Annotated in this window: 13 protein-coding genes; 3 read left to right on the top strand and 10 right to left on the bottom strand. The window is 59.1% G+C overall.

All coding sequences use genetic code 11. The features are described 5' to 3' along the window. Nucleotides 1–13: 13 nt before the first annotated feature. Nucleotides 14–2,377 carry a TonB-dependent receptor domain-containing protein gene (locus GQR96_RS19295; RefSeq protein ID WP_065905317.1) on the bottom strand — a complete coding sequence of 788 codons (2,364 nt, stop codon included), beginning with the start codon at nucleotides 2,375–2,377 and terminating at the stop codon, nucleotides 14–16. A 215-nt stretch (nucleotides 2,378–2,592) separates the two neighbouring features. Between GQR96_RS19295 and GQR96_RS19290 the strand changes: the two genes are divergently transcribed. Continuing rightward, nucleotides 2,593–2,886 (top strand): Rdx family protein, encoded by a 294-nt coding sequence (locus GQR96_RS19290; protein ID WP_004205627.1) that lies wholly within the window; start codon nucleotides 2,593–2,595, stop codon nucleotides 2,884–2,886. Nucleotides 2,887–2,963: 77 nt separating this feature from the next. Continuing rightward, nucleotides 2,964–3,305: a nitrous oxide-stimulated promoter family protein gene (locus tag GQR96_RS19285; RefSeq protein WP_017899162.1), complete on the top strand. Its 342-nt coding sequence runs from the start codon at nucleotides 2,964–2,966 to the stop codon at nucleotides 3,303–3,305. Nucleotides 3,306–3,374: 69 nt separating this feature from the next. On the opposite strand, the gene GQR96_RS19280 is transcribed toward GQR96_RS19285, so the two are convergent. The 9 genes from GQR96_RS19280 to GQR96_RS19240 all read right to left on the bottom strand — a co-directional run bounded on the left by GQR96_RS19280 (nucleotide 3,375) and on the right by GQR96_RS19240 (nucleotide 10,951). Then, nucleotides 3,375–4,229, bottom strand: a complete 855-nt coding sequence (locus tag GQR96_RS19280; protein ID WP_023319001.1) for a metal ABC transporter permease — start codon at nucleotides 4,227–4,229, stop codon at nucleotides 3,375–3,377. Continuing rightward, nucleotides 4,223–5,071 (bottom strand): iron/manganese ABC transporter permease subunit SitC, encoded by an 849-nt coding sequence (gene sitC / locus GQR96_RS19275; protein ID WP_032456515.1) that lies wholly within the window; start codon nucleotides 5,069–5,071, stop codon nucleotides 4,223–4,225. The genes GQR96_RS19280 and sitC overlap by 7 nt, the downstream gene beginning before the upstream one ends. Beyond that, nucleotides 5,068–5,889, bottom strand: a complete 822-nt coding sequence (locus GQR96_RS19270) for a manganese/iron ABC transporter ATP-binding protein (protein WP_023318999.1) — start codon at nucleotides 5,887–5,889, stop codon at nucleotides 5,068–5,070. Before GQR96_RS19270 ends, sitC begins: the two co-directional genes overlap by 4 nt. Continuing rightward, nucleotides 5,886–6,803 carry a metal ABC transporter substrate-binding protein gene (locus GQR96_RS19265; protein ID WP_032456514.1) on the bottom strand — a complete coding sequence of 306 codons (918 nt, stop codon included), beginning with the start codon at nucleotides 6,801–6,803 and terminating at the stop codon, nucleotides 5,886–5,888. Before GQR96_RS19265 ends, GQR96_RS19270 begins: the two co-directional genes overlap by 4 nt. 179 nt (nucleotides 6,804–6,982) lie before the next feature. Continuing rightward, nucleotides 6,983–7,945 (bottom strand): LacI family DNA-binding transcriptional regulator, encoded by a 963-nt coding sequence (locus tag GQR96_RS19260; RefSeq protein WP_065905315.1) that lies wholly within the window; start codon nucleotides 7,943–7,945, stop codon nucleotides 6,983–6,985. Between the two features lie 56 nt (nucleotides 7,946–8,001). Beyond that, nucleotides 8,002–8,916, bottom strand: coding sequence for an ROK family protein (locus GQR96_RS19255; protein ID WP_023318996.1), 915 nt, complete (start codon nucleotides 8,914–8,916; stop codon nucleotides 8,002–8,004). A gap of 50 nt (nucleotides 8,917–8,966) precedes the next feature. Beyond that, a complete protein-coding gene (locus GQR96_RS19250) occupies nucleotides 8,967–9,281 on the bottom strand; it encodes a PTS lactose/cellobiose transporter subunit IIA (protein WP_002914983.1) in 315 nt (104 codons plus the stop codon). 23 nt (nucleotides 9,282–9,304) lie between these two features. Next, complete coding sequence (locus tag GQR96_RS19245) at nucleotides 9,305–10,627, bottom strand: PTS sugar transporter subunit IIC (RefSeq protein WP_004205635.1); 1,323 nt, start codon at nucleotides 10,625–10,627, stop codon at nucleotides 9,305–9,307. A 9-nt stretch (nucleotides 10,628–10,636) separates the two neighbouring features. Then, entirely contained in the window at nucleotides 10,637–10,951 is a 315-nt protein-coding gene (locus tag GQR96_RS19240) for a PTS sugar transporter subunit IIB (RefSeq protein WP_002914979.1), read from the bottom strand. 177 nt (nucleotides 10,952–11,128) lie between these two features. Between GQR96_RS19240 and GQR96_RS19235 the strand changes: the two genes are divergently transcribed. Beyond that, nucleotides 11,129–12,400 (top strand): PTS sugar transporter subunit IIC, encoded by a 1,272-nt coding sequence (locus GQR96_RS19235; RefSeq protein ID WP_004205636.1) that lies wholly within the window; start codon nucleotides 11,129–11,131, stop codon nucleotides 12,398–12,400. The last annotated feature ends 211 nt before the right edge of the window (nucleotides 12,401–12,611 follow it).

Raw genomic sequence — 12,611 nt, 5'->3', positions numbered from 1 at the left:
GTTATTCGGGCAATCAGAAGTCGACGTTGACTCCGAGCTGCCAGGTGCGGCCCGGCATCACCGCCAGCGCTTTATCGTTGGCGTCCTGGTTGGTGCCGGTCTCGATATTGCGGCTGCTCAGGTAATCCCAGTATTTACGATCGGTGAGGTTGTAGACCCCGCCATTGAGGCGCACGTTTTTCGCTACCTGCCAGTACGCGGTCCAGTCCAGCATGCCGTAGCCCGGCACGCGCATATAGTCGCTGCTGGCATCGGTGATGGCGGATCCGCTGTTGCTGTAGCTTTCGCGATTGGTGGCGGTCGCCTGTTTCCCTTTGACGAAGGTCGCCGTCAGGGCGGTGCCGTAGCGTTTCGCCGGATCGTCCCACGCCACGCCGACGATGGCTTTCATCGGCGCTACGCTGTCGAGGTCGACGTATTTATCGCCGCTGTAGCTGGATTTCGATTTCCCTTCGCTATAGCCGAGGGCGAGGGTGGCGCTCAGGCCGTCCACCTGCTCATACCAGGTGCCAAAGTTAAATTTAGTGCTGATTTCACCGCCGTAGATATAGGCTTTATCGCGGTTTTCCGCCTGATAAATGGTGTAGATATTCGACGGCACGTTGGTGAACTGGCCCGGATTATTCGCCCGGGTATAGCGGGTATAGGCGATAAAGTTCTTATAGCTGTTGTAGAACAGCGCCGTGCGCAGAGTGATGCCTTCGGTAACTTCCCCCTTCAGTCCCCACTCAAGATTATCGCTGGTTTCCGTCTTCAGATCGGTATTGCCGATCAGGGCATACTGCTGGCTGCCGGCGTAGCTGGAGCCAAGGTTCCAGGAGCCATACAGCTGGCTGGCGTTGGGGAATTGCGCCCCGCGCTGGTACTGCAGGTAGGTCATCAGACGCGGGGTGAGGTCGTACTGGAAGCTCAACGACGGCAGAACCTGGGTATCGCTGTTTTTACCATACAGCCTGGCCACTGACGATTCGGTCAGCGCGCTGCTGTTGGCGGCGAGGTCGGACAGATTTTCCGGCTTCGTCGATTGATGTACCACACGCACGCCGGGAATAATGGCGAAATTGTGGCTATCGAGATCGAAGTTGATCTTATCCTGAACAAAACCGCCGAGGGTGTAGCTGCGGCTATCCGCCTCCGGCTGCATGATCTCGCTGTAAACGCTGGGGATTGGCGACTGGCTGAACGGCCGCTGGGTTTTGCTGGTGCTGGCGTTAAAGCCGGCGCTCAGATCGTGGCGGCCCAGGGTTTTCGCCAGTGCGGTCTGCAGGCCCCAGGTGTCGGTGTCGTAGTTGGAGTTCACCGTCTGCATTCTGCGGGTGACGCTGTCCGGCATATACGTCCAGTCATGGGCTTCGGTATGCTGGTAATAGATTTTACTGGAGACGCTGTCGAGGTAGTCATTCATCGGCGTCCAGTCATCCTTCAGGCTCAGGCCCCAGCGCCGGGTCTGGCTGGTCTGGTTGGCGGTGCCGATGGTGCTGTTGCCGCTGGAGTCCCAGGTATCGTAGTGGGTGTGGTTGGTTTTATGGTAATAGTCGAAGGTGCTGGTTAGCTTGTGCTCGTCGTTGGGCTGCCAGATCCCGGAGGCCAGAAAGGCATCGGAGTGCCAGTTCGCCGGGTAGGCATCGACGGTGCCGCTGTTATTTTCGGTTTCCTGACCATCGCGGCGGCTGTAGACCAAAATGCCGCGCAGGAACTCATCGCCGCCGGCGACGGTCACCCCGTTGTGCCAGCTGCGATCCGCGGAGTCGTAGCCGCTGCGATAGCCGAAGGCGCTGGTTTTGCCCGGGCGCAGGTAATCATCCGCCGATTTCGGGCGGAAGGAGACATTCCCCCCGATGGCGCTGTTGGCCGTTTCCGTCGAGGTGGCGCCGGACTGGATATCCACGCTGCCGTACATATAGGGGTCGATATAATCGCGGCCGATGCCGAAGGTGTTGAGCCCGGCGCGACCGACGTAGCCGCGGCCGGTGGCGTTGGGCTGGGCGATACCGTCCACGTCGATGCCGACGCGGTTGCTCTCCATACCGCGAATGTTGTAGCCGGTGTAGCCCCCGCGGTCGAAGCCGCTTTTGCCGTTGCCGGAGCCGCCGCTGGCCCCGGTGGCGCTGATGAGCGGCTCATAGCGCATGATTGAGCCGAAATCGTTAGCGCCTTTATCCTCCAGCTCCCGGGCGCTGATGCTGTGCTCGTTACCGGCTTTTTGCGCCGGCGCGGGAGCGGTGACGGTCATTTGTTCCGAGGTGTCATCCACCGCCTCGCCGCCGATGGCGGAAGTGCCTGCTGCGACGGCAGAAGTTTGATAAATTGCTGCAAGCAAAGAGGTCACCAGCAGGCGTTTTTTACACCCTGCTGCTGACGGAGTCGATTTGTACATAGTCGCCACGCCTTGATCGTTATTAGTATCGGCTCACGCGTTACTTCCAGAGTTGCAGGTTGCTCCGTCTTTTCCGTTGCGGATAGGGTCTAACTCCATTTGTTGATTGCGAATGGTAATGATAGGTATTATCGTTTGCAACAAAATATTGATGTATTCCTCATTTAAACTGCACATTGTTTACACTGTGCCCTTTCAGCCTGAGCGAGATGACGATGAATTCAAAAGCGGCTATCACCATCACCTATTGTTCCCAGTGCAACTGGATGCTGCGCGCCAGCTGGATGGCGCAGGAGCTGTTACACACCTTCAGCACCGATATCGCCTCGGTGACGCTGGTGCCGGGCACCGGCGGGATCTTCACTATCGATATCGACGGCCAGCAGATCTGGGAGCGCAAGCAGGATGGCGGCTTTCCGGATGCGGCAGAGCTGAAACGCCGGGTGCGCGATGTCTGCTTCCCGGAAAAAGCATTGGGGCATGTTGATAAACCCGCTAACCCGACCTGATCGTTAGGAAAGCGGCTGCGTGGCCGGCTTAAAAGGTGTATTATTGATGCATCTTTTTGTGGGGAGGGAAATTGACGGTGGGCAAACGCATCGAACGTGAAAAGCAGACGATCGGTCGGATGATTGGGCTTTATCAGCGCCGCTGTCCGGAGGCCCGCGACGACGCCGAACACTATCAGGCGCTGAACGCCTACGCCGATAAGCGCCTTGATAAGTGCGTGTTTGGCGACAATAAACCGGCCTGCAAGCAGTGTCCGGTGCATTGCTACCAGCCGGCGAAGCGCGAAGAGATGAAGCAGATTATGCGCTGGGCCGGGCCGCGAATGCTCTGGCGTCACCCGATCCTGACCCTTCGCCATCTGCTGGATGACAGGCGGCCGGTGCCGCCGCTGCCGGAAAAATACCGACCGAAAAAATAGCGGCCTTCCCCGGCCTGCGCGGCGCGCAGCCGGCGGACAACTCGCGTTTTTTGTAGCCCCGGTAAGGCGTTAGCCGCCGCCGGGGATGGTTGCTGAAGTTTTCTGTTTCCGGCTATCCCGGATCGTGCTTGCCACAAAGGCGACCACAAACAGCGCGGTGAACAGCACCACGATAGTCGGCGCCGGCGCGCTATCGAGATAAAACGCCAGCCACACCCCTCCCGCCGAGCAGCAGACCGCCACTGCCACCGCCAGCAGCAGGGCGTGGATAAAGCGCCGTACCAGCAGGAGCGCGATCGCCCCGGGGGCAATCAGCAGCGAAATCGACAGAATAATCCCTACCGACTGCAGCGTCGCGACGATGGTCAGGGCGATCATGCACAGCAGGCCGTAGTGCAGCAGCCCGCCGCGCAGGCCGCTGGCTTTGGCCTGCGTCGGATCGAAGGCGTGCAGCAAAAAATCCCGCCATTTCAGCCCGATAATCAGCGCTATCACCAGCGCGATAGCCGCCGTTTGTCCAATATCGCTGAGGGAGATCCCCAGCATGTCGCCGAACAGAATATGGTCGAGATGGACGTCGGACTGGATCGCTACGTACAGCACCAGCCCGGCGCCAAACATGCCGGAGAAGACAATTCCCATAATGGTATCGCGTTTGAGGCGGCTGTTATCGTCAAGAAAACCGGTCGTTACGGCGCACAGCAGCCCGGCGATAAACGCGCCGATGGCAAAGGGGATGCCGATAATGTAGGCCAGCACCACGCCGGGAAAGACCGCGTGGCTCATGGCGTCGCCCATCAGCGCCCAGCCTTTAAGCACCAGAAAGACCGACAGCAGCGCGCAGGGCACGGCGACGACCATCGATACCGTTATCGCGTTGACCATAAATGGAAACTGAAACGGAGCCAGGAACAGATTCAGCATGCAGCCTCCCTGGCGCGGCGGCGGTTGGCCAGCAGGCCATGCTTCGGCGCAAAGATAAAGGTGATGAGGAACAGCAGCGTTTGCGCCACCACGATAATGCCGCCGGTGGCGCCGTCGAGATAGAAGCTGAGCCAGGCGCCGAAGAAGCTGGTCAGGCTGCCGATGGCGACGGCGATGGCCAGCAGGCGCGGGAAGCGGTCGGTTAACAGCCAGGCGGTGGCCCCGGGAGTGACCACCAGGCAGATGACCAGAAAGGCGCCGACGGTCTGCAGCGCCGCTACGGTGCAGGCCGCCAGCAGGGTAAAGAACAGCAGCTTCAGGCCGCGGGTGTTCAGACCAATCGAGCGGGCGTGGTTTTCATCGAAGAAGGTCACCATCAGATCTTTCCACTTCAGCAGCAGGATCGCCATCGAGATAAAGCCGATCGCCGCCAGCTGGATAATATCCTCCGGGGCGATGGCCAGAATATTGCCGAGGATAATGGTCTGGATATTCACCGACGTCGGGTTCAGCGACACCATAAACAGCCCGATACCGAAGAAGGAGGAGAAGATCAGGCCGATAATCGCATCCTCTTTTAGCCGCGATCGCTGCTGCAAAAACAGCATACTGCCCGCCGCCAGGCCGCCGGAGAGAAACGCGCCGAGGGCAAACGGCAGGCCGAGCATATAGGCCCCGGCGACGCCGGGCACAATCGAGTGGGAAAGGGCGTCGCCAATCAGCGACCAGCCTTTGAGCATCAGGTAGCAGGAGAGAAAGGCGCAGACGCCGCCCACCAGCGCCGATACCCACATCGCATTGAGCATATAGTGATAGCCAAACGGCTCCAGCAGCCAGCTCATCGTGGTCCTCCCGCCGCGCGCCGGCTGATAAACGGCCGCTCGTCATCGGTGATAATCTGCGCTTCCGCGCCGGTGAGGGCGACGTGGCGCAGCACGCCGCTGAAAGCCCGCTCCAGATTCTCGGCGGTGAAGGTGGTTTCTGTCGGGCCGCTGGCCAGCACGGTGCCTTTTACCATCACCGTATAATCGCAAAACTCACTTACGGACCCGAGGTTATGGGTGGAGACCAGCATGGTGCAGCCCTCATCGCGTAGCTCGCGCAGCAGGCTGATGATCCGCGCTTCGGTCTGCACATCGACGCCGGTAAAAGGCTCATCCAGCAGGATCACCTGACCCTGCTGAGCGATGGCGCGGGCAAGGAAGACGCGCTTTTTCTGCCCACCGGAGAGCTCGCCAATTTGCCGATGGCGGTACTCGCTCATGCCCACGCGGGCCAGCGCGGCATCGACGATTTCGCGATCGCGCGGCTTTGCCCGCCGCAGCCAGCCCATATGGCCGTAGCGGCCCATCATCACCACATCCTCCACCAGCACCGGGAAGGACCAGTCCACCTCTTCCGACTGCGGGACATAGGCGACCAGATTCTGGCGCAGCGCGCGATTGACCGGCTGGCCGAGTATGGCGATCTCGCCGTGACCGATGCGCACAAAGCCCATCAGCGCTTTAAACAGCGTGGATTTACCCGAGCCGTTAACCCCCACCAGCGCGGCAATGGCGCCGCGTGGTACGCTGAACGAGGCGTCGCGCAGGGCGGTGTGGCCGTTGCGCCAGGTAACGGTGAGCTGGTCGACATACAGACCCGCTTGCGCTGTATTCATGGCTGTTTCCTCATCCCGTCCTGGATACCGTTGACGATGGTTTCGGTTGTGACGCGCAGCAGGTCGAGCCAGGTCGGCACCGGGCCGTCGGCGGCGCTCAGCGAATCGACATACAGCACGCCGCCGTAGTGGGCGCCGGCTTCGCGCGCCACCTGACGGGCCGGTTTATCGGAGATGGTGCTTTCGCTGAAGATGGTCGGGATCTGTTCTCTCTTCATGGTGTCGATAACTTTGCGTACCTGTTGCGGGGTACCCTGCTGGTCGGCGTTAATCGGCCACAGATACAGTTCGTGCAGGCCATAGTCGCGGGCCAGATAGGAGAAGGCTCCCTCGCTGGTGACCAGCCAGCGCTTATCCTCCGGCAGCTGCGCCAGTCTGGCCTGCAGTGGCGCCATCGTCTGGCGGATCTTCTCTTTGTAGGCCTCGGCGTTGCGGCGATAGGTGTCGGCGTGAGGCGGATCGTATTTCACCAGCGCGTCGCGAATATTATCGACATAGATCAGGGCGTTATCTGCCGACATCCAGGCATGGGGATTGGGCTTCCCGCTATAGGGGCCCGCGCTGATGCCCATCGGCTGGATCCCCTCGCTGACCACCACCTCCGGGACGCCCTGCAAGTGCTGATAAAAGCGGGCAAACCACCGTTCGAGATTGAGACCATTGCTGAGGATCAGCTGCGCCCCCTGTGCGCGTTTGATATCGCCGGGGGTGGGCTGGTAGTCGTGGATCTCCGCGCCCGGTTTGGTGATGGAGCTGACGACGGCGGCATCGCCGGCCACGTTCTGCGCCATATCGGCGATAACCGTGAAGGTGGTGATAACCCTGAATTTCTCCTGCGCCGAGGCCGGCGCCGCGGCCAGCAGGGCCAGCGCGCTGGCCAGCAGCAATGATTTCAGCGGTGTCAGATGCAGCATAGGATCCCTCGCAATGGTGTGGTTAATTTCTCAGCGTTTATAGCAATTGCTATGTTATATAGCACAAGCTATTTATAAATGAAAATAATTCTTATTTGCGTGCGGGGATAATAATGAGCCGGGAAACGAGAGCGCGAGAAAGGGGAGGCAAGGTTGGCCCGGCGCGAACCGGGCGGAGATCAAGAGATATCGGCGACCGACTGGCGCGGGATCAGGCGGCCGGCCAGCGAGCGGCCCTCGGCGGTGAACGTTGGCCGGTCGTCTATCAGGCTGCGAATACGCTGAATACAGTTATCCAGCAGCGCCTCCAGTGGCCATGAGATGCAGGTCAGCGGCGGATAGAGCAGCGAGGCGAGGGGGGAATCCTCAAGGCTCAGCAGGGAGACCTCCTGCGGGACGGCGATGGTGAATTCGCGCAGCAGGCGCATTGCTTCAGCCGCGTAGCGGTCGCGTTTAACGATAATGGCTGAGTATTTACTGAAGCTGTTAATTAAGGTCAGCAGCGCCTGCTCGACATCATCGTTGGCCGTCAGCACCAGCTGGCGGTTAAAAGGAATGGAGTAGTTCTGCAGGACGTTGCGGTAGCCTTCCAGCATCTGTCGGCTGGCATCGTCGCTATCGCTGTCCACCAGCAGGGCGATGTTGCGGTGTCCCTTGCCAATCACATAGCGGCAGGCGCTTTCGGTGGCGAAGGCGAAGTCATAGCCCTGGCTGTTGCTTCCAGCGACGCCGAAGCGGTCAAAGGCGATAACGTTGCGCGGCGCGTCGGCGGCAACGGCGCCCAGCACCACCACCGCCACGCACTGGCGCTGCAGATCGTCGATCGCCGCCGCCTGCTCTACCGGGTCGCTGACGTACTGGACCAGCAGGCTTTTATTCAGCCCTTTCAGCGCCTGCGAGAGGAGCGGCAACAGACGCGCGCCGTGGCTCTCGTCCTGCGCGGAAATCACCAGGCCAACGTGGCTGGATGTCTGACTGGCGAGGTTTTGCGCGGCAAAGCTCGGGCGATAGTTGAGTTCTTCAACGGCCCGCAGCACAGCTTCCCGGCTCTCTTCGCGCACGCCCCGGGTGCCGGTCAGCACGCGGGAAACCGTCGCTCTTGAGACATTCGCTAATCTTGAAACATCATCAATCGTTGGCATGGCTTTTTCTGTCTGGACATTTTCGCCTAGCTTAACATACCTGCTGAAAAAAGTGTCTACCGAGGCCCGTCCGCGGCGCCGGGCAACCGGGGCAGCCAGGCCGCGCCGCGCACGCCGCTGGCGTCGCCGAAGCGGGCCGGTTTGATCTGCGTGCGGCAGCTGTCGGAGAAGATCCACGGCACGATGGCGGCAGGCAGATCGCGATAGATCTGGCTGACGTTGGACAAACCGCCGCCCAGCACAATCACCTGCGGGTCGAGAATGTTGATCACTGACGCCAGGCTGCGGGCAAAGGCGTCGATAAAATGACGCCAGTGGGCCAGCGCGCGCGGATCGCCGTTTTGCGCTGCGGCGACAATGGCTTCCGCACGCGCTTGTTCCCCGTAGCGGCGGGCGAAGCCGGTGCCGGAAACAAAGCTTTCGATGCAGTTCGTTTTGCCGCAGTAGCAGGGCTGCGGCGGGCCATCGCGCTCAGGAGTATAGCCCGGCAGCGGATTATGTCCCCACTCTCCGGCGATAGCGTTGGGGCCGCTGAGCAGCTGTTGATGAACGGCGATCCCGCCGCCGCAGCCGGTACCGATAATCACCCCGAAGACGGTGGTGGCGCCGGCGCCGGCGCCATCGACCGCCTCGGAAAGGGTGAAGCAGTCGGCATCGTTTGCCATCCACACCGGTTGGCCAAGCTGCTGCATGATATCCCGGCGCAGATCGTGGCCGTTGAGCACCAGGCAGTTGCAGTTTTTAATGCGTCCGCTTTGCGGATCGATAGCCCCGGGCAGGCCGATCCCCAGAGTGAACGGCTGCGGGCTGACCGCGCGCATATCGGCAATCAGGGTCAGCAGTTGACGCATAAAGGCGTCATAGCTCTCTTTGTGGGTTGGCCGACGCAGGCGCTGGACGCATTCGCCTGCGGGATCCAGCAGTACGGCCTCCATTTTGGTGCCGCCAATATCTATTCCAAGATGTAACATAGTGACCTCGGGGAATCAGACCCGGCCAGCACGTCTGGCCGGGCAAGGCGCTAGGCGTGAAGCGGTTGCGCGCGGTAAATCGCAATCAGTTCGGCAATCAGCTCTTTCGCCAGAATGGAGGTCATCAGGTGATCCTGAGCATGGACCATCACCAGCGTCATTTTGGTTTTTCCCTCGCCTTCGTCAGCTTCGATAAGCTGGGTCTGCACAAGGTGAGCTTCGCGGGAATAGTGCGCCGCTTCCTGCATTTTGGCGTCGGCGGTGGCGAAATCACCCGCTTTAGCGGCGTGCAGCGCTTCGTAGCACAGGCTACGGGACTGGCCGGCGTTGATGATGATCCCCATCACCTGTTCTTCTAATTCCATGATTATCCTCTGAATCGTTAGCGTTAAGCGGTTTGCGCCGCGTTGTCAGCCTGGTCGACGGCGTTTTCACGCTCCTGGGCCAGCAGCTGTTTTTCGTAAGCTTTGAGAAATGGCAGGTACATCACCATGGCGGTGGCCATACAAATAAGGCACAGGATCACCGGGCTAAAGCTCCAGTTCGCCGCCCACGAGGCGCCGATAGGGGCCGGCGTCGTCCACGGCGTCATCGACACTACGCGGCTGACCAGGTCCAGCTTCAGCGCAAAGTACGCCAGGGTCGCGTTGACCATCGGCACCAGCACGAACGGCAGGAAGAACAGCGGGTTCATGATGATCGGCGCCCCGAACAGAATCGGTTCGTTGATGTTAAATACGCCCGGCACCACGCCCATCCGGCCAATCGTCCGCAGATGCACGGCCTTGCTGCGCAGCAGCATCAGCGCCAGCGGCAGGGTTGAGCCGACGCCGCCGATCAGCAGATAGTGATCCCAGAAGCCCTGGACATAGATGTGCGGGATAGCGGTGCCAGCGGCCATCGCCGCCTGATTGACCGACAGGTTGGCCATCCAGAACGGGTTCATGATCCCGGTGACGATCAGCGCGCCGTGGATCCCGGCGAACCACAGTACCTGACAGACCAGCACTGACAGCAGGATCGCCGGCAGCGTATCGGAAGCTGCGACCAGCGGTTTCACCAGCGACATGATCGCTTCCGGAATGATCATCCCCAGCTGGGCCTCGATAAACAGGTTCAGCGGATGTAGCGTCAGGATGATCGCCAGCACCGGGATCAGGATCTCGAACGAGCGCGCTACCCCGGCAGGCACTTCCGGCGGCAGGCGAATGGTGATGTTATGTCGCTTGAGGAAGGCGTACAGCTCGGTGGAATAGATAGCCACCAGAATGGCGGTAAAGATCCCCTGGCCGGAGAAGTAGGCAGTAGAGATCTGGCCATCTTTCAGCGGCGCGGCGACCAGCAGAAACGACATCAGCGACAGCATCCCGGCGGTCAATGAGTCCAGGTGATGGTGCTTGGCGAGGCTGGCGGCGATCCCGACGGCGATAAACAGGGTCATCACCCCCATGCTGAAGTTGAACGGCAGCATCAGCGCCTCGCGATGATCGAGCGAAAATTGCAGCCAGGCGCGGGCAAAGCCCCACGTCGTATCCGGAGAAAACGGCGGGAAGATAAACACCAGCAAAAACGAGCCGACGATCATAAAGGGCAGGGCGGTAATAAAACCGTCGCGGATGGAGGTAACGTATTTTTGCTGGCCGATCGCTCCCGCCATAGGCGTGATCTGCCGTTCGATCACATCGATCAATTTAGCGTACAGAGAGCTCATGATCTTTCCTTAGTTCTTGTTTTCGATGAGGGAAAGGGCGAAATCAAGGACTGCGGCGCCTTTTTGCATGCCGTAGTCCATCATATTGATGGGTTCGACGCGGATACCGTATTTATCCGCCTGCTTTTGCAAATCCTGCTGCATGTATTTCACCTGCGGCCCCAGCAGCACCACCTGATAATGGCCAACCTGTTCGGCGAACTCCGCTACGCCATAGGCGTTGATCTCTACCGGCAGGCCCCGCTGTTCGGCTTCCGCAATCATTTTTTTCATCAGCAGGCTGGTGGACATGCCTGCCGAACAACACAACATAATTTTTTTCATAAGTACCGCTCCTGATGAGGTTGGATGTGCGGACTATAGTCAAAATGGATGCATTACGGAAAGCGCTTTCCATTTATGGATTTATTTATTGTGACCATGATCACCTATGGCAGGCTTTCACTTTCCGGTGTTGTGGGCGATCATCCCGGCGAGACAATCATTCGCAAAGGTAGGAGTATGAACATTCAGTTAATGAATGTGGCCGTGGACATCATCGAGCAGCGGCTGGCGCCGTTGGCGAATGTTCTGACGCGCAACAACCACATTACGGCGATGCGCGATAGCTTTGCGCTGGCGATGCCATTTGTGATTGTTGGCAGCCTGTTGGTTCCCATTTTGTTTCCGCCCGTTTCCATCGACGGCGCCTCGCGTTTCGGCCAGGTCTATTTGCTGCTGCGGCCTATCCTGCTGCCGACCTTTCAGCTAACCATTGGCCTGGTGGCGCTGATTGTCGCTTTCGGCGCCAGCGCCAGTCTCGCCAAGCAGTACCGTCTGCCGGAACGGCTCTGTGGTTTAACCGGGTGTCTGGCTTTTCTGCTGTTTATTGGCTTTCGCGAGACTGCGGTGAGCAACGTTTATCTCGGCGGCATGGGGATATTTACCGCCCTGATATCCAGTACCTATTCCATTGAGATAATTCGTTTTTTCTACAAAAAAGGCTGGTGTATCCGCCTGCCTGATGAAGTGCCGCTGATGACTCGCAATGGCTTTCAACTGCTGATCCCGCTGCTGGTGGTGATGCTGTCGATAAGCGTGATGAATGCCATATTGCTGCAGACGACCGGGCGCATCGTACCGGAGCTAATCAGCGAAGCGGTGCGACCGCTGGTGCTGGCGTCCGACACGTTGATGGCGGTACTTATCTCTTTGTTAATCTGTAACTTACTCTGGTTTATCGGTATCCACGGCGCGCTGATTATCACCGGGATTATGAACCCCTTCTGGATGACCTATCTGTTTGAAAATCAGCAGGCTTTGGCAGCGGGTTCGCCAACGCTGCCGCATATTTATCTGCAGGGATTCTGGGATTTTTACCTGCTGATCGGCGGTATCGGCTCCACTCTGCCGCTGGTATTGATGGCGATGCGCAGCCGCTCACGGCAGCTGAAAAGCGTGGCCAAAATTGGCCTGCTGCCGTCGCTGTTTAATATCAACGAGCCGATACTGTTTGGTTTTCCGGTGATCATGAACCCGGTTTTTTTACTGCCGTTTCTCTTTGTTCCACTGATAAATGCCTGTATTGCATGGTATTTGACTCAGCTGGGCATCCTCGATCGCGCGGTGGCGATGCTACCCTGGTCGATGCCTTCTCCGCTGGGGGCGGCATGGTCGGCGAACGGCAGCTGGAAAAATTTGTGCATGAGCCTGTTCGCGATGTTTAACGCCTGGATGCTTTATCGCCCCTTCTTCAAAGTTTACGAACGCCAGCTCGCGGAAACCGAGCGCTGATCCCCTCGCCGTCGGCGGCTTCTCCCCCGACGGCACCTGTTCACTTTCTCTTTCTTCCGCTCTGCTGCCGGCTTCCGGCGGTATTCTTGTTATTTTATGTGATCAGTCTCACGAATATATTCGTCGCAGAGCGAATTTTGTGAACCAGATAGGCAATTATGGAAAGCGCTTTCCATTAGTGGATGTACATTTCCATTTTTGATCCGTAAAT

The organism is Klebsiella sp. PCX (assembly GCF_021869705.1).
Classification (GTDB): Bacteria; Pseudomonadota; Gammaproteobacteria; order Enterobacterales; family Enterobacteriaceae; genus Klebsiella; species Klebsiella quasipneumoniae.
The sequence above is the reverse complement of the archived record's forward strand: the minus strand, read 5'-3'. Positions and strand labels throughout refer to the sequence as shown.